We start from the raw sequence: 17834 nt of genomic DNA, 5'->3' as shown, positions 1-17834 counted from the left end.
CTAATCATTTTTTCGAATCCATACATTCTAGTTCTCCTCTAACTATGCGTATTTTGGGAGTCGAATGGGCGGTGCCGCACTAACTATGCGTATTTTGGGAGTCGAATGGGCGGTGCTGCCCTAATTATGCGTAATTTGGGAGTCGTTTAAGCTGACGCCTCAACAACTATGCGTAATTTGGGAGTTGGGGAAGGAACCGTGAAGGGCGTTGCAAAAATTCAATTATTTGTGAATTGAGGGGCTTAAAGAACAATGAAAACCCCAACTATGCGTATTTTGGGAGTGAAGGTGGCCGTTGTTTCCTCCAACTATGCGTGTTTTGGGAGTGAAGGTGGCCGTTGTTTCCTCCAACTATGCGTGTTTTGGGAGTGAAGGTGGCCGCTGTTTCCTCCAACTATGCGTATTTTGGGAGTGAAGGTGGCCGTTGCATCCTCCAACTATGCGTATTTTGGGAGTGAAGGTGGTCGTTGCTTCCTCCAACTATGCGTATTTTGGGAGTGCGAATGGACAATACCTCAGCAACTATGCGTAATCTGGGAGTTAGGGTTGTCACTGAAATCATTTAAATCACTTAGGTTCGGTCAGTGTGACACTTTTCACTCAATACATGATAAATCCAATTGAAAATTTCATGCATCTTGCTATAGTCACTTCATAATAATTCTATGGTGGCTTTTATGGACAATAATGAATCTGCACTGACCGTATTAACAACACTCTACCCAGATGATACTGTGCTGGATATACCGCACAAGACGCCTCAGAACATTGTTCAGACGAATTCACTTATTAATGCTACTTACAGCATGTCTGTTGATGAAATGCGTGTCGTATTTCTCGCGATGAACAAGATTGAAACGCCGGTAAAATTTGTCAAAGGCATGGTTCCAAAGATTAAAATTACCCCACTGGAATTCATTGAAGCATGGGGTATTAAGTCAAACTCAGTCTGGGAAAGACTTCGTTCTATAACCGAAGGGTTGTTCGATAGAACAATCATTACTTACACTGTGGATGAAAATAATAGAAGCATACTGGCTAAACAACGTTGGTTTACCTACGCGGAGTTTGTAGACGATCAGGATTCTTCACACATTAGCCTTCGTTTTGCTCCAGAACTTATTCCTTATCTGTATGACTTTTCTGATAAGTTCACCAAATACAATTTCGCTGAATTAGCAAAGCTTGATACTCCATTCTCTATGCGTTTGTACCAATATCTATCTCAATTCAGAAATTTAAAAAAATATCGTAAAGAAACTGGCGTGATAGTAACTCCTGTTATTGGTGTTGATGAGCTTAAAGAAAGTTTTGGGGTAACAGGAAAGTACGAATTGATTTCAACCCTCAAAAGAGATGTTATTGAACCTGCTATAAAGAAAATTACTCATTTTACTGATTTAACAGTGACATACGATACGGTTAAACAGGGGAAAAAAGTCACTGGATTTATTTTTACGATACTTGAACAGAATACTTCTATTACGTTCGCACCAGTAAGAAAGCGATTACCCTCACGCCCAAATGCCAAAGCTGGCTCTAATCTTGAATTTGAATGGTGGCAACGTTGCATTAAAATCCTGATTGATTTCAGAGAGGAGTTAAAAGCTTACGATCCTGCTTTAGAACTGACTAAAACAGACCTTGTACGATTGAAGGGGTATTATGTAAATTCAGGTTCCTCCTCAAAAGCAAATGAAATACAACAAATCATTGATAGTCTTAAATCTGGTAAAAAATCTAAAAAACAAAAACCAGACGCATAAAACAAATCAAATAAATCAATTTAGCGGCTTTTTAGCCGCTTTTTTGCATGTCAAAAATGTAGCTGAGATATACATTTTTGACATGTCTGTATGTCGCTAAGTTATTAATTTAATTCGATAAAGAATGACATTGTATTTAACGGTTTTTTAGCGGTTATTTATTCAATCTTGATGATTGTTCACCTCTTGATATAGTCAAATAGTTAATTAATCTTGAGGGTTTAAATATGTCATTCGATCCTGATGCGCTAAAACAAAAATCTAATTACGAAAGGCCAAAATCAGTAAAACCAGTACGTCTGTTTTTGAATGTCACGCATTATGATTTGCCTGATAATGGTGCTCATTACGCAGTTGGCCATAACTTTGATAATCCAGAACAGCAGATTCGTGTTCGTCTCACCACTATTGATGAACGTATCAAAGAGCGTCCGAAACAAGATCCTGACAGAATTCGTTCTATGTATGTTTCTGGTGAAAATACCCGTGATACCCTGGCAGCTAAAAGCAAAGCAGGTATCACTCTACTTGCTTTAGATGATGCCATGCTCATCAGTGACGCAGGGGGCATCTCTGAGTACAGAGCGCACTGGCCGCAGACTATCTCAACTTCATCTGACGCAGAAATCATTTCTGGTATGGGTCACATCCGTTTACGTGAAGCGGGTGAAAATCAGAAAAGCGCTCAGGCATTTGTTGAACTCATCGATGATGCGAAAGTTGTAGATGGCTCAAATATTCGTAATTTTCTTACCGAAGCCGTTGAAATTACTGATGATAAAAATCGCGGTCGTGATCCATTCGCCATTGTGCGTATTGAATACAATGGCCAGATTTATGGCACTGCTCGTCTGTACCCGGCTACTGGCACCAAAAGTGTTTACGATCAAAACTTGGGCAGTAATAAAGATGTGGCCGTAAAGCTGGATGGTAAAAGCACGATGACGGCCATTATGTCGGGTAATGTCGTTGGGGCAGCCGGTGGCTATGTTGATCAGCAGGCTGATGTGATCCGTGCGCTTGTCGCGGGGCTGGAGGGGGATGAAAACCCTCCTGTGTTCAATGATGCCAGCTCTCAAGCGCGTAATGCCAACATTTTTTATGGAGCGAAAGCGGGGCAGTTGGTTATCCAGGTGCTACCAGCTCAAAAAATTGAGTTCGGATCAGACAGCCGTAAAACCTATCTGAATGATAAATTTGTTAAACGTCGCTACCAGTTGCAGGGCTATGACCTACCTGGTGGTGGCGAGCAGGATGGTAAGCATGTTTCCGTTAAAAATGGTTATACGCCGACTGTCGTGGGTATCCAGCGTCACCCAGACGGGACACCGTATGCGGTTTATGCATCACCAAAAGAAACATATCCTGTCCAGGTTCCACTTAATGATTTGAGTGTTGCAGTTCTGGCTAAACCTGAACCTGTAGAACTTGTGTTACCGACAGATCCTGAGTCTAAAAATAACCATTCAGATGAACTTTCCTCTCCAGCGCCGATGGCCATCTAAACAACTTACAACACTCGATGATTATTAAGAGAGGGGAATCCCTCTCTTTTTTTAGGTAATTACCATATGAAAGATGAAACCATCAGCAAAGAAGTTATGAAGGTTATTGACCGTTCACATGCGGTGGATTTTGAAGGTTTAATAAGCCAACCTATTGTTCTGGCAAGCGATTACTACTACTACTACTACTCATTCAGGCCAGTTTGGATACAGCTCATTCATGCTGTCAGTGCTATTGATCCTGAATTCACGCCGGTAGATGGTGTGCTCGGCGGGACATTTTTGCGTTGTAATAAACCATTACCTATGTCACTTGTCCGGGACATGGAATTACTTGCTGGGAATGAAAATTCTCGTGCCAATTTAACCGGCCAATTTTTACAGGACCAGGGCGCACTTGTTTTAGTGAATCCCAAAAGTGATATGCGTTACGTTGTACTCAATGTAGATAACATTGTTTACATTGAAAAGTATTCTAAGGACGCAGAGAGTGATGACCTGATATTGCAAGAAGCTGCAACCGCACACTACTTTCGGGATTATACGGATAATGCTTTTCATACGGCCATGTTGGTAGTTGATAAGGCAATTCATGAAGGCTGGCGTCGTAACTTTGCAAACTACACAACCTTATATTCCCGTATGAGTCCAGTAGTTGAAGCTAAGGTCGTCTATGCTCAGATAAATCAATTAGTTGAAGTTGAAGGTCATGATTTCTCAACTGCTGTTAATTTATTCAAGCTTGAGAATGAAAAAAAACTTAACCGATTGCATGAGCTTTTTAACGATGTTGCGGATGAGTTTGGCCATACATCGGCTATGTCAGAACACGCCGCAATCATTGCCCAGGCTTGTATCCAGAATGTTGTTATCGAACAGAAACCGGTTGAACCGGTGAAAGTTGTTAAATGGGTTAATCTGGATTCACTTGGCATTTATTTGGGTGAACAAAAGTTTTCAGATGGAAAGGATCGTCTGATGCTCATCGATAATGACGATTACATCCAAAAAAATGATTGTCTTTCCGGTATTAAAGAAATCGGTTTTAGGCAATTAAAAAACCAGCCGCGATTTGAATCGGGCATATTTGTTTTAAATACTGAGAGCCAGCAGTTAAAACCTTCTGAAATCGCTTCGGCGTTAAAACTTGAGCGTTGTCCTTTAAAAGATATAGAAATTGACCGCATACCCGTTCTTTTCAGGGAAAAAGCGTTTGAAAAATTTGAAGTCAATTTAAACAGTGTTGCACTGAAATCAGATTATTTGGGACTTAATGCAAAAGGACAAAAAGTCTTTACTGGCAGCGTTGGCCGTTTTGCTCGAGTGAGTGCAACTCAGAGTATTAGCAGTGAACAAGGTGAGAAAGCTGATTTCTTATACGCCACAACAGGCCAAGAGTTGCGCTCATGCGCGGAAGGTTTTGTTCTCGAGATTATCCGGGGTGAGCGTAAAAACTGGACTGATGTAACTAAGTTTGCTGCAACTGTTTTTGATACCCGTGAAGGTGTTGATGACAACCGGCTTCACCAGGTGCAAGAGGCGATTGAAGCCGCTGCATACCGTGTTTTTATGGAACAAAATGACGGGTTAAGTCCAGAAGAGTCATTCATTATGTCTCAAAACCTGTACTTTGGTTTGCCGGTCGCCCGGATGCGAACCGCTCAAAGTGTGACGTTACAGCAATTTTCATCTCCGCTTCCGCTGAGTGTTATTGCTCAATCGGTATTAGTGGGCAATGACCATGATACGGCTAACAAACGCGTTCTGGAGCCAACTGCAGGGAATGGAGGCTTATTATTTAATATTAATGCCCACAAATCATTGGTTGAACTCGATCCTGAGCGTGTTCAGGCACTGCGTGAATCCATTCCCGGAGCTGATATTATTCAGGCTGATGCCACTAATACGAATTTTATGCAGGCATTTGTCCAACCGGATGGTTTTGATTATGTGATTGCAAATCCACCATTTGGGCAAATGGATAACATTCGTGAATTCCATCCATTAAAAAAAGTCAGCCGTCTCGATCACTTCATAGCTTTACGCGCACTGGAGAGCCGGAAAGCTGGCGGCAGGGCGGTACTGATTTTAGGGGCTGATAGTGCTCAATCAGATGGGGAAATTAAAGGTCGTACCCGTAGTTTCATGAATTATCTTCATGACTACTATGACGTTCACGGGGCAGTTGAGGTTGATGGCCGTTTGTATTCGCGCCAGGGGTCTGCGTACAACGTCAGAATTTTAGTTGTGGGCGACAGAAAACCTTTCCCAGAAGAGACAAACGTACCTGAGAAACTCCAGGTGTTGCATACCTACAATGAACTATGGGAATGGTCACGTACCTGTATTGCTTCTTATGAGCAAGACAATGTGATTGACGCTGTGCTTCCTCTTGATATTTCGCCATCACCGGTTCGTGCCGCGCCAGTGAAGCGAGTGAAAAAAGTATCCCCTAATCTGGATGTTCAAGAATCCCCAACAGCAGAAGTAAGTGAGCCTGAACAGCCGAAGGTACAAGCGGTCCAGGCTGAAACGGTTGAGATTACAGAACAAGTTGAAGAAACCGTCACTGATGCAGTGATCCCCGCGATTAAGCCGGAAGTTGTGCGTCATACCAATGAATTTCAGGCTCCGTATGTTGCGACAAGCCAGGTCGGCGCAACCTCCACGATGATCCCTATCAACATGAGTGCGGCAGTTTATTCGGCTATGGATAAACTTGTTTCCAAAGTGGGGGATGTTGATAAATACGTTGCTAACCGACTTCAATATTCGCTTCCAGACCTTGGAAAATATTTCAGCCCAGAACAGGTAGACGCTATTGCTCTGGGTATTAATGCTGTGGAAGAAGGGCGAGGCATGATCAATGCCGATCAGACGGGTATTGGTAAAGGTCGCTTTGTTGCAGCGATGCTTCGCCATGCCAAACTGAATAATAAACTCCCTGTTTTTTTGACCATTAAACCTGAGCTTTTCACCGATATTTTCCGTGATATTCGGGATATTGGCAGCGAGCACTTGTTCAAAAAAGTGTTCATATTCAACAATAATGTTGATATCAAAGTCTACGGTTCTGAATCAGAGGTTCTCTACCCGGCTACACAAAAAAATGAACTAAATACTGCTCTTGATACAGGTGAGCTTGATAGTTCTGTGGACCTGGTATTGTCAACCTATTCTCAGTTTCAACGTGACCGCAGTAAAAACAAAAAGTCTGAACTTCTGCTCTCGATTACTGATGACAACAGTATGTTATTGCTTGATGAATCCCATGTTGCAGCCGGGGCTTCACAAATTTCCGAAATTGTCAGTGATGCTGTTTTTAGTTCAAGCGGGGCTATTTATGCATCATCAACACCTATCAAGGGCGTTAAAAACTTCCGACTCTACAGCAAATGCCTTCCACCCTCCGTCGATACGATAACGCTGGCCGATACACTGGAGTTAGGTGGTGAAAGCCTCCAGGAAGCCATATCCACGAATATGGCAATGGATGGGGCGATTATTCGCCGTGAGCATGACTATTCAAAATTGTCGTTCCAGACGCGTTTCCCAGACGAAAAAATTGAAGAACGAAACCGCGAACTCATGGATGTTGTCGCCGGGATAATGTCTGAACTGTCGTTCCTGTCCGGCGATGTGTCAGAAGTGGTGAAGGGTATTAATGACACCGCAACGCAAGAGTGGGGAGCAATACCTGAACATGCACGGAAAGGCAGCAGAATGAGCGCCAGTAGCATGAATTTTGGTTCTCGACTTTATCAAATTACGCGTCAGTTCCTGCTTGGCTGTAAAACTGACTCAGCTATTGCCGATGCATTGGAGGCAATCAAAGAGGGGCGTAAGCCGGTTGTTGCTGTGGAAAATACCGGTGAGTCACTACTCAAAACATTAGTTGCTCTACGCTGTGGCTCCGAAGAACTTGAAAATGAGCTGGAGATCATTAATAGCCTGGTTAACCCGACGCCGGAACAGATAGGACGGAGTATTGCCCTGGAAAGCCAGTTGTCGGAAGCGGCAAAAGACGTTTTATTTGATAACACGCCGCAATTCAGGGATTTACTGGAAATTATGTTAGACCGCATCGCCATGATTAAAATTGTGGGTCGCTATGGGGATGTCACCGTCCAGAACGCAGCCGATGATGAGGAATATTTTGAGGCGCAGGAAACGCTACGTGAGAAAATTCGTGAATTACCGGATCTGCCTTTGTCTCCTATCGATGTATTCAAAGCTGAATTAATTGATGCGGGGTATCGGGTGGATGAAGTCTCGGGACGTAAAACGTCGTTAAAGCCAGAGTATGTTGATGACAAGCGGATGTGGAGGGTGGAAACTCATGCTAAAGCAAACGCTGTGGCCAATGTGGCCGCGTTCCAAAACGGTAAGCTGGATGCCATTGTCATCACTCGTTCTGGCTCCACGGGGATATCACTTCACGCCACTGACCGATTTGCAGATTCTGATTCACGTCAGCGCCAGTTTATTGTCTTGCAGAAAGCGGCCAACATTGCTGAGTTTTTGCAGTGGATGGGTCGTGTGAACCGTAAAGACCAGGTTTGTCCTCCCTTAATCTCAAACATTGAAAGTGGGTTGCCAGCAGAGTCACGGCAGACCATGATGCACAATTCCAAACTACGTAAATTATCAGCAAATACAACAAGTAATCGTGAAAGTGAAAACCTTGAAGGGGATGTTGATCTGTTGAACCACATTGGTGATGAAGTGGCGTTAAATTATTTACGTCAACATCCTGATATTGCTAAAAATCTGGATATTAAAATTCCTAAAATTGGTGAATCCTCAAATTACAATTCTGATTATCCATTTATTAATAAACTGATGAGCCGACTGATGATGATCCGTGTCAGTGAACAGGAATTGATACTTGATACGTTAGTGGAGGGTTATAAGGAAAAAATTGAAGAACTGGATCAATCCAATAAAAACCCGTTTAAAGTGTCAGTGTTTGAATGGAATGCAAGGATTATTAATGAAGAAGAGTTGATGTCCGGGAATATTAACGCATCGGATAGTTCTTTCGATGAACCCGTTAAGTTGCTAACTCTTGAATATGATATGGTTATTGAGCCATTGCGCTTTAATAAATTAGTCGAGTTAATGTCAATTTATACCAAAAGTGCTTATGCTCTTGGGCGCTCAGAGGTGGGCGATGAAGAACCAACTCCTGAGTTATTTTTAAAAAAATACTCAAGAGCTTTGTATGATAATCAATTCGAATATGTACAGTCACATTTGCCTGAAACACTTAAAAGGACAGTTACGAATGTCATGGATATTCGTTCGCTTAACAAAGATGCCAGTGTTGATGGTGCAATGGCAGCGCTGGAACTTTCGGATTACTTGCTGGAAAACATCAGGGGTTTGAAGATTGGCCGTCAGATAGAGTTGAAAGATTTGGACAGTGATGAAACCCATATAGCAATGCTTGTCAATGTTGAGTTTCCAAAATATAAGAAGGATCGGTTCCATCTTTCTAAATATCGGCTTATGTTTGCTATACCGGGTCATGAATTATTAAAAACTATTTCTCTTGCTGCTTTGCGTAGTGATGAGGTATCACTTACTGTTTTTCCAGATGTTATGATTGAGCCAGGTAAGAATATTGATGACTATAACCATTGGGAAAGAAAGTCGTATAACCGTACCCAGGAACGTTTTGATGCAGCGCAAGGCGGTACAATAACGCTTCGTCGTAATACTCTTGAAGGTAATATTTATCGTGCCAGTGAAATGGCCGCTCAAAAAAACATGGGTTATCCGGCTCTCTATACTGATGAGAATGGCAACCGTAAACGCGCTATCCTGGTGAAATCAAAGTTTAGTCCGAGTGATATTCGTGATGTCCCGCTTTCTCTAAATGCTGGCGATGCTGTTCGATACGCGAAGGAGTGGGTTGAAAAAAATGGCACCAGTTACAATACTGCTGACTTGAAGATTACCAATAACAATTCTTTGGAAGCAGCGAAGGAATTTGTGGTCATTCTTTTTAAAGGTCGTCGTGATGGGTCTTACTATGAAATGACAATTAACGGCACTAAATCTGCAAACAATAATTTAATTACGAATGGAAGCATATTTAAAACAGGCAAAGACAGTAATAATAACAGTTTGGGTATTGCTCTTTCTGGCAATAGATCGGTAATGCTTGCTAGAATAGAACCAGACGTATTGCCAGAATTACTTTCACGTTTACAATCGGGCGGTCACGTTGGTAAGTTTTATGTTCACAAACCCGACAAAGTTGTTCTGGATAGTATAAAATCTCAAAATGCTGATTTGAAGAATTCACGTTCCAATCGCATTGATGAGGAAATGTCCTGTAACTCATAATTAATTTAATGCAGAATACCTCAGTGCAATGCTGAGGTATTTATTTTTAGGATTAATTTCATGACTTCCAATGTGGATTTATCAAGAAGCTATATATCTAAATTTTTTTTAGATCGTAGTCTTGATGGAAAGATACAGCATTTTATTGATAAACTGGACTCTGCAGATGTATGGACTGTAGATTTTGAAAAAAACTCCTCAGATTTAAGTGTTATTGCTGAAATTGAAGATTTATTTAATTTATATGGTAAAGGTCTTCATATTGAAGTGGATAAAGTGTTGTTTATTTTGTCCAGTATTACAACATCTCGCTGTTTGTATCTGGTCAATGAAATATCGGAAAAGTACCCTCAATTACTTGATGCGCTAGAGTTGAAAATCGCTGAGCTTACACAAGCTTATTTTCAGGGCGATAATTTACCTCCAGATATTATTAAACAACGATTTGATGTTATGGACAGGGCGCGGTTACTGGATGTGATTTATTCCGAACCGGTTTACCAACGGATTTTCAGACTTCTGTTAAGGGCGTGATATGTCAGAATTAAAAAAAATAATTAAATTAATTATTTTTGGCGGTGTAATTATGCCGTTTTATTCCATTTCTGCAACAACAGGTGTTACAGAACAAGCCTCTGCTATGGACAGCAGTCTCAAGCAGGAGGCTGCAGCTTGTGCGCAGGGGGAGACTCCTGGCACAATTGGTTATGCCATCAAACAAGCCATTGCTGCACACACAGATATCGCTTCGGCTACACCAAATGTTGAATCGTTATTTAATGTGAGTAGCGATTGCTTTTCTGGGGTTAGCAACATGTTTGACCTCTCGTTTGCTATTCCTTCAATTGGGTCAATTATGGCCTCGGCACAAAGTGCTGTTGAAAAATATGCTGCCAAAAAAGCGTGTTCAGCGGTAGACCAAATTTCAGGGATGGTCACGTCACCAATTAATAGCGCCATTGATAATGTGAAGAAATACGACAGTATTGACAATGCACTATCAGGAGAAATGAGCAAGCTTGATCCTTCGCTTGGGTCTGGTTATCACGGCAGTAATTCAACTAGCTACAACATCAACGTAAATCCATTTAATTCAAAGAATAATACGCTTGCTGAGCGTTCCGCTTCGCCAACTTCCTTCTCTCTTCCTTCTGTGTCCAACAGTGCCAGCGACAGTAAATCTGAGAGCCAGTCCAGTTCGGACTCCGGGGATAATTATCTCCAGAGTGTCGGAAGTCTTTTTAAATAAAGGTTTATTATGAATAAATTCAACGTGTTATTCATCTCTTTATCTATTGTGGCTTCTTCCGCTCATGCTGGTACTTGGGTTTCAACGGTGACGCTGGAATCCGTTAAACAAACGATATCTTCTGCGATGAGTGTAGTAACTAAGCAAACAAGCGTAAGTGCTAATCAGGCGGCAGAAGCCCGTGTAAATACTTACAAAACTCTCTCTGATGCCATGAGCACTATCAATATGTCGAATCGACTTATTGATGCCGTAGTGTCGTTTGATCCCCACTTTGGTCAGCCTCAAAGTAATTCGTGCCAGGCGGTTTTACAGACAGGATATAACTTGCAGGCGCGTCAGGTTGCGAATCAAAGCCAGCAGATTCTTATTCAGAATTACGTCAACGATCGCTACAGCGGTGCGCTGGAAGGTAGTCAGCGCCTAATCGAGACTCACAAGTCCGAATACTGCACCGTTGGAGAAAGCAAAGCAGGTTTTTGTCAGTTAAAAGCCAACGGGATGCAGGGGTGGGATGCCGATTATTCGGGGTTTTCAAGTGCGAAAACTCTGGCACCTGATGCTGAATTGGCGGGTTACGCCTATGCAGGGATGATTACCGATCAAACCATGAGTGTGGCAACGGAGTGTCATTCTGAATCTTGCAGAACTGCAGCAATGAACCAGCTTAAAACGGCTTCAATTAACTCCCTCATTGCTACAGCCATCGTTGGTCAGGTCACTGACCGGCGCTTGCCTGAAATTAAGGAGTAGAGATGGTACTTAAAAGAAAAACGAAAGTTGCGTTGGGTCTATGTGGCCTGTTGGGTTCCAGTACCATTTATGCGGCGTTATATGGCGGTGGCCCAGCAGAACTTTGGACTAAAACCCAACTTACTCAACTTGTTACTTCTGTTAATGCGGATATTGCAGGTTTTGGTTCATCGTTTGGTGCAGAAATGCAGACAACTTTTGAGCTTTTATTATCAAGTGTGGCGGTGGCCACTAAGCAAGAAGCTCTGGCCGGTAGCATTGTATCTGACTCAGTAACGCAGTCAGCAGCTCAATTTCTTAACGCTCAAACGGCTCAAAACACGAATAACCAGGTAACAGAAGCCTGGATTAACTATTCAGGCGCGACAGGTCAAGGTTTCGATCCGTGCGGCACACTGGCGAAAAATAAAAGCCTGGACAAGGTGTTTAGCGACAGCACAAGTAAAACCGTTCAGGCAATGAATCGAGCGGATAATGCTCCGGGAAAACTGGTTAATCGCGTTGATGCCATGAATAAGCGCCTGGATGATCATCGTCAGAAATTCTGTACTGAATCCGAAGCTAAAGCGGGTATTTGCAGTCGTTCCGAACTACCTGGTGGGGACAGTAATGGTGCGTTGCTGTTTACATCAACTGACCAAAACTCTTTGGCATCACAAGGTCGTGATGCGTTTATACAAAATGTCCTGGGTGAACCGGATGGAGCCATATCTAAAAGTGCTGGTCGCACTACAGCCGGGCAGTCCTATGGACTTTCAAAAATGCGTAAAGATGCGCTTATGAGTGTTCCTTCTCACTCACTTAATGCCATCAGTACCGCAAATACGCGTTCGCCAGAATTTGATAATCAGTCACCAAATGAAATGCTGCAGGCGCGTGTAAACGCATATTTCGGGGGTAAAGAAGCAGCAAAATGGGCTGAGTCTTTGACGCATCAGGCACCGCGAGGTTTGTTGGTCGAAGGGGCAAAAATGGAGGGGATGGATGCCTGGATCAACTATCGCAGTTATCTGCAGAATCAACGACTGATAGCCAATCTTGCTGCCCTCCAAATGGCTGCGATTGCCCCTACGCAGGCACTTATTGATCGTCAGGCCGATGATTTAATGCGTGTTAATGCTATCAAGCAAATTAAATAAGGTGGAACCATGAAAAGACAGCGCCTGGCGATAGGTTTAAGCCTTATGACGGCCTCTTTTATGGGCTATGCATACTGTCCCCCTCAGTATCAGGAACAAATGGTTATTCCGGCGTTCTCAGCCGCGTATAGCTCAATAAAAGCCGCATTGGTTGGTGTTGATGCCTCACTTTCCGCAATGTTGCAAACGGATAGCCAGCGTCTGAGTTCTGCACTGGCTATTTTGACAAAACAAAAAGCATTGACGGCAAATCAGGTTGCTGAAAGTCAGGTGAATTCAGGCAGAATGCTTGCCCAGGGTATGCAGACAATTTCGCAGACTGAGCGTGTGAAAAATGCACGTTTTGAATATGGTGGCGAATTTGGTCAGGGTTATCAGCCCTGTTTAATCAGCGCAGAGCGTGCAGTTATTGCGACAAGAAATGCCGATATGCAGGGTGAGGCAGCGGAGCGAGTTCGTTCTGAAATCCAGGCGGCACCGGGTAAATATCAAATCCGCGAAGAAGCCAAAAAAAACCAGATTGAATCGCATAAAACGTACTGTACTGCTGATGAAGTGGAGTCCGGTCTGTGTGAGACGACAGGAAGCCAGCCTGGAGCTGATACACGGGTCACTACGTTGTTTGAACCGGCGATGGAAGGTGAAGCCGCGTATCAGGCAAAAGTAGACTTTATTAATAATATCGCAGGAATACCGGATCAACCTGTACCTGAGAAGGCAGCAGGAAGCGCACAGTCACAATCTTATGTTCTGGCTAAGACACGGAAAGATGCACTGGTTTCACCGGCACTGGCAGCACTTAAAGAGATCCAGGTGGAAACATCGGGTATCGATGGGATGGAGTCAGGTAAAGAAGTGCCACTTTCTGTGCTGTACGCAAAACAGGTATCACGTTATTTCGGTAATTCTGATGAATATCAAAACTGGTCGAAGACTCTGGCCATACAGAACGAACGCGGAGTAATGATTGAAGCGCTTAAAGTAAAGGCGCTTAATTTGGCTTTAAAAGCCAAGCTGTATAAGCAATACGAAACAATGGAGGCACAGTTAGCCACGCTTACTGCTACGGAGCTGTCTAATACAATTGGCGCGGGTAATGATCAGAATGCCCGTCAGGCCGAGGCTAACTCAGCACGTTCGGCGGTACAGTGATGAAAGGCTATTCATGGTTTATCTTGATGGCAACACTGTTGCCTGTACATCAAGTTATAGCCGCTACGTGCATGGTATCTCCCACGTCTAAAGAAGTCGTATCCGGGCGATTTGGAAAGGCGCGTGGCGGCGGTGATGCAAACTTCGGGTCAGCAAACAAGAATCCCCATATGCATGATGGTCTGGATTTTTCAACGTCCGGGCTAAGTGTCCCTGTTTATGCTCCAACGGATGCCACTGTCGTGTATTCCGGTGCGCGTGGTAGCGCCGGTAATGCCATTTTAATGAAACGTGATAATGGCGACATCGTTGCGTTTTATCATTTGTCTGGAATTACCGTAAAAGTGGGGCAGCAAATTAAAGCCGGTGCGCAAATTGGTGTGTCCGGTAATACCCCAACAACCAGCATGACAAAACACCTTCATTTTACCTATGGCACATCTAATAAAAATGATGCAAAAGCGAAAGCTTTTAATCCCCAGATGTTAAACCGTTCTTTTAATCCAGCCTCTTTGTCTAATACCACTAAATTTCAGAGTGGCATTGGTTACAAAACTGATCCCTCGCCATTTTTTTGCGATACGTATCCAATCCAGGATGGACACCCGGCTGATGCTGCAGTGCTAGGTGCTGATACGAAAGCACAGTATGCAATCTTGTTTGGCAGTGTGCCTGAAAATGGTGTGAGGCCAGATACCGCAGGAGTGGATGATGTGCAGGTCGCAGCAGCCAACGCTGATGCGGCACAGGCAAATGAAGAAGGTAAAAGCCTGGAGGATTTAGTTGGAGACACTGGCGCATTTGGTAGTTTGCCAGATGCGCCGATTGGTGAGTACAGCACGATGTCAGCTAATGAAATGCTGGAGACAGAGGCATTCAGAAGGTTCACCGACAGCAACTGGAATAATGAACTGGCCAGTGCATCACAGCGAGCGCTGATGGTCGATTATGTACGTGCGGTTGGACTTGAAAACTATATGGATGTGGCTATTGCACGGAAAAAAGAGCGAATTGAAGCACTCTTAGCGACATACACGAGTATTAAAGCAAAAGCAGTAAAAGCCCAGGTCGAATTAAATGCAGTTAATGCTGCAGCCAACAGTGCTGTTGTACAAATTAAATAGGGGTCAATATGAATTACGATGAAGATAGTTTAGATAAATTGCCTGATTTTGGTTGTGCTGGCCATATCAAATTGGCCGATGCAGAAGACCTGAACTCTCAAGTAGATTTACCTGTAGTGGAGCCGATTCCAGAAGAGATAGATATGGCTACACCGGATAATCTTGCCGATGTTGATGCCTATTTTCTCGTCGATGAAACTCGGGTTGCCTATGGTGAAGAAATTCCGGCTTATCGAAGCGCATCGAAAGTGTTCGCTGAATATCAGAGCCTGGTTCAAAATCTGGAAAATGGTGAAAGTACGATAAAAATCTATTCACGTCAGATCCAGATGAGCGCTTCCGAATTACACAGCGTATCACCTATTTCAGTGGCATTTGATGAGAATGTGCAGCGAGTTGATATCAGTTCTCTGATGGCTGAAACACTGGAAAATGCCGGTACTCATGACAATACCGAAACAGTGGACAATACGGTAGCACTGGAAAATAACGAAACACCGGACAATGCCATTAAGAATAACCCTTTTGAGAACGTGTCAGAAGAGATTGAATCAACGTCAGAAGAAGAATTATCAGAGACTGAACGTGATCGTTTAGCGACTGAATTTGACGACGTTATGAATGATATCGTAAACAAACTTGGCTCGGGTAAAGTGAACGAAAATACTCCCGAACAACCTGATGTTTTGCAATCAAATCAATATGAAATTCCACATAACGAACAGCCAGAATTTGGGTATCAACACCAGGGCGCTTATACACAACAACACCAAAGTGCAATGATGCATGGTGCGCCCGGTCAGCCAGTTACCAATGCGAACAGTTCTAAACCCGATCTTATGCAAGGTGGCGCACATGTCATTGAAGGTGTTGGTAGTGTCCTTTCGGGTGGGATGGTTCTGGGGGGAACACTTTTGCGCGAGGGTGGAAACTTACTCAAAGCATTTGGAGGTAGTATCAACAGTTTCAGCTCACGCCGCGCAGCGGCGAGCGCGGCACCTGGTGAACCTGTAGCCACCACTGTAGCGCCTGATAACACCGTGGGCGAAGAGGGGGTAACACAGGCTTCTTCTGTGACAGATCATCTGCTTGGTGAACTGGAAGCTTACGGGGCTGAATATCACGAATGCATCAATGCCATATGGCGTGAGCCTGTTATGCATACTGTCCGAGGAAAACTGGACGATATCGCGCTTGCCCGAGGGATTAGTGTTGATGAAGTGATTCAGTCATTACCGCATGATCCTGATTTGAGTGATATTTACGTAGAGGTCCAGGATGCTCTAGATACCACGCCAGAATTACGGGATGCGGTTGAGCGTTCCACGCAGGCAATGGATGACTGGCGAGACAGTTACACTGCTGTGTCAGAACGTCATGAACGCACAGATAATGAAGACGAGCGCGAAGTGCTGAAAACGGTCCTGGACGAATCCAGGGAAAAAATGGAGGCCAGTGCTGCTGAGTCACCGGTTATTGATGAGAACGGCGTGACTCAGTTTGAAAAATTGCGTGAAATGATCCAGGTAATGATGGAGAAGCTGAAAGGGTTTATTGCTTCACTGACGGGCAGAAAAGAGGAACAGTTAAGCCCGTCGATGTGATTCACAGTGTAATGAAGGGTTGAGGGATTATTGTGCAAAGGATTGCCGATAATCCCATACCCACGCCCAGCGGGATCTGTTTTTTACGCATGTAAATAAAGGTTCCAAATGTGATTACAAGGGACATGACAGCAAACTGATAAACTTTCTCGTTGCCCAGCCATAGCGCAATGCCTGCCACGAAATAATAATCGCCCGTTCCCATTGCTTCCGTTTTTTTGATAATCCTGAGTAGAACTGCAGGAGTCATCATGATCGCGATTGCTGTTAACCCCGCTCTAATTGCTCCCTCAAGTGTTGAAGGATAGTAATCAGATAGAGCGTAAATTAATCCCGTAACTATCATCAGAACGGTAAGTTGTTCGGGGAGTAAATTGTGTCTAAAATCACAGATAATCAATGAGATACATAATGTTGAAAAAACGGAATAAATGAACCCATCATGAAGAGTGGGGTAGATAAAAAAGTAACTGATGTTTATGCCCATTGTGCAAATCATGATCAGGCATATAGTTTGCCAACTGATGTCCGTTTTTACATCCGTTGGTAGGGGCGTATTTAAAAAATCAACGCAAGATATTTTGTGATTTTTAATCAGTATCAGTGGGTATTTAACTCCAGCCATAACTGATGCCAATGCTAATATCGGTACGAAGATAATAATTAATGCCAGGGAAATCATTTATCGCCCTCAAATGAGTAAACCGTTTGTTTGTAATAAGTGCGTAATCTGAGCATGTTCCGCCAGACCAGTTTTTGATAAATTTGATTAAACTTTGGAGTGCGTGAATGATAATTCCCTATCGCTTTCCATAACTGAGATGGATCATTATTATTTACTTCAACAAGCTTTTGTTTCATCAGCCATGCACCGATCATGACATTAACGCAAGGGTGATCCAGTAAAATGGATTTATCAATATTATATTCGACAAGTGATTTTAGGTGTATAGAGTTGATACCCATTACACTCATATCTGTGCTGCCATTTGTATTTTTCAACACTTGCCCTGGTCGGGTTCCTTCTGTAAGTACAATGGCATTAAGTATTTCCGTGTTAACTTTGTATCGTTGAGATGCAGAAAGTATGCAAGGTTGAAGTTGATTTAACTGAGTTATCTCAAAATCACTTAGCTTTGGTGGTAAGTCCACAAAGTACCTCGTTAATCAGTTTGATTATAAATTAAG

General features: G+C 43.2%; 12 protein-coding genes. 10 read left to right on the top strand and 2 right to left on the bottom strand.

The window, feature by feature from the left end:
• The first annotated feature begins 677 nt into the window (after positions 1–677).
• The 10 genes from AC0IWZ_RS23260 (at position 678) to AC0IWZ_RS23215 (ending at position 16646) form a co-directional block, all read left to right on the top strand.
• Positions 678–1766, top strand: a complete 1089-nt coding sequence (locus AC0IWZ_RS23260) for a replication initiation protein (RefSeq protein WP_471679233.1) — start codon at positions 678–680, stop codon at positions 1764–1766.
• A gap of 227 nt (positions 1767–1993) precedes the next feature.
• Entirely contained in the window at positions 1994–3271 is a 1278-nt protein-coding gene (locus tag AC0IWZ_RS23255) for a hypothetical protein (RefSeq protein ID WP_471679232.1), read from the top strand.
• A 66-nt stretch (positions 3272–3337) separates the two neighbouring features.
• Positions 3338–9625 (top strand): strawberry notch C-terminal domain-containing protein, encoded by a 6288-nt coding sequence (locus AC0IWZ_RS23250; protein ID WP_471680541.1) that lies wholly within the window; start codon positions 3338–3340, stop codon positions 9623–9625.
• Between the two features lie 60 nt (positions 9626–9685).
• Positions 9686–10159: a type IVB secretion system protein IcmW gene (locus AC0IWZ_RS23245; protein WP_471679344.1), complete on the top strand. Its 474-nt coding sequence runs from the start codon at positions 9686–9688 to the stop codon at positions 10157–10159.
• 1 nt (position 10160) lies between these two features.
• The gene (locus tag AC0IWZ_RS23240) at positions 10161–10874 is read left to right on the top strand and encodes a hypothetical protein (protein WP_471679343.1); all 714 of its coding nucleotides are present in this window, start codon (positions 10161–10163) and stop codon (positions 10872–10874) included.
• Between the two features lie 9 nt (positions 10875–10883).
• A complete protein-coding gene (locus AC0IWZ_RS23235) occupies positions 10884–11627 on the top strand; it encodes a hypothetical protein (RefSeq protein ID WP_471679342.1) in 744 nt (247 codons plus the stop codon).
• A 2-nt stretch (positions 11628–11629) separates the two neighbouring features.
• Entirely contained in the window at positions 11630–12766 is a 1137-nt protein-coding gene (locus AC0IWZ_RS23230) for a hypothetical protein (RefSeq protein ID WP_471679341.1), read from the top strand.
• Between the two features lie 9 nt (positions 12767–12775).
• Positions 12776–13918, top strand: coding sequence for a hypothetical protein (locus AC0IWZ_RS23225; RefSeq protein ID WP_471679340.1), 1143 nt, complete (start codon positions 12776–12778; stop codon positions 13916–13918).
• Positions 13918–15042: a M23 family metallopeptidase gene (locus AC0IWZ_RS23220; RefSeq protein ID WP_471679339.1), complete on the top strand. Its 1125-nt coding sequence runs from the start codon at positions 13918–13920 to the stop codon at positions 15040–15042. Before AC0IWZ_RS23225 ends, AC0IWZ_RS23220 begins: the two co-directional genes overlap by 1 nt.
• Before the next feature lie 8 nt (positions 15043–15050).
• Positions 15051–16646: a hypothetical protein gene (locus tag AC0IWZ_RS23215; protein WP_471679338.1), complete on the top strand. Its 1596-nt coding sequence runs from the start codon at positions 15051–15053 to the stop codon at positions 16644–16646.
• 1 nt (position 16647) lies between these two features.
• Here the strand turns inward: AC0IWZ_RS23215 and AC0IWZ_RS23210 are convergent, their stop codons facing one another.
• Positions 16648–17328 (bottom strand): prepilin peptidase, encoded by a 681-nt coding sequence (locus AC0IWZ_RS23210; protein WP_471679337.1) that lies wholly within the window; start codon positions 17326–17328, stop codon positions 16648–16650.
• The gene (locus AC0IWZ_RS23205) at positions 17325–17798 is read right to left on the bottom strand and encodes a lytic transglycosylase domain-containing protein (protein ID WP_471679336.1); all 474 of its coding nucleotides are present in this window, start codon (positions 17796–17798) and stop codon (positions 17325–17327) included. The genes AC0IWZ_RS23210 and AC0IWZ_RS23205 overlap by 4 nt, the downstream gene beginning before the upstream one ends.
• Between the last annotated feature and the right edge of the window lie 36 nt (positions 17799–17834).

The organism is Buttiauxella sp. AC142 (assembly GCF_979253435.1).
The sequence above is the reverse complement of the archived record's forward strand: the minus strand, read 5'-3'. Positions and strand labels throughout refer to the sequence as shown.

Excerpts from the sequence above, each read along its gene's own strand:
- AC0IWZ_RS23260 (WP_471679233.1), top strand. The coding sequence starts at position 678 with ATGGACAATAATGAATCTGCACTGACCGTATTAACAACACTCTACCCA.
- AC0IWZ_RS23255 (WP_471679232.1), top strand. The coding sequence starts at position 1,994 with ATGTCATTCGATCCTGATGCGCTAAAACAAAAATCTAATTACGAAAGG.
- AC0IWZ_RS23250 (WP_471680541.1), top strand. The coding sequence starts at position 3,338 with ATGAAAGATGAAACCATCAGCAAAGAAGTTATGAAGGTTATTGACCGT.
- AC0IWZ_RS23245 (WP_471679344.1), top strand. The coding sequence starts at position 9,686 with ATGACTTCCAATGTGGATTTATCAAGAAGCTATATATCTAAATTTTTT.
- AC0IWZ_RS23240 (WP_471679343.1), top strand. The coding sequence starts at position 10,161 with ATGTCAGAATTAAAAAAAATAATTAAATTAATTATTTTTGGCGGTGTA.
- AC0IWZ_RS23235 (WP_471679342.1), top strand. The coding sequence starts at position 10,884 with ATGAATAAATTCAACGTGTTATTCATCTCTTTATCTATTGTGGCTTCT.
- AC0IWZ_RS23230 (WP_471679341.1), top strand. The coding sequence starts at position 11,630 with ATGGTACTTAAAAGAAAAACGAAAGTTGCGTTGGGTCTATGTGGCCTG.
- AC0IWZ_RS23225 (WP_471679340.1), top strand. The coding sequence starts at position 12,776 with ATGAAAAGACAGCGCCTGGCGATAGGTTTAAGCCTTATGACGGCCTCT.
- AC0IWZ_RS23220 (WP_471679339.1), top strand. The coding sequence starts at position 13,918 with ATGAAAGGCTATTCATGGTTTATCTTGATGGCAACACTGTTGCCTGTA.
- AC0IWZ_RS23215 (WP_471679338.1), top strand. The coding sequence starts at position 15,051 with ATGAATTACGATGAAGATAGTTTAGATAAATTGCCTGATTTTGGTTGT.
- AC0IWZ_RS23210 (WP_471679337.1), bottom strand. The coding sequence starts at position 17,328 with ATGATTTCCCTGGCATTAATTATTATCTTCGTACCGATATTAGCATTG.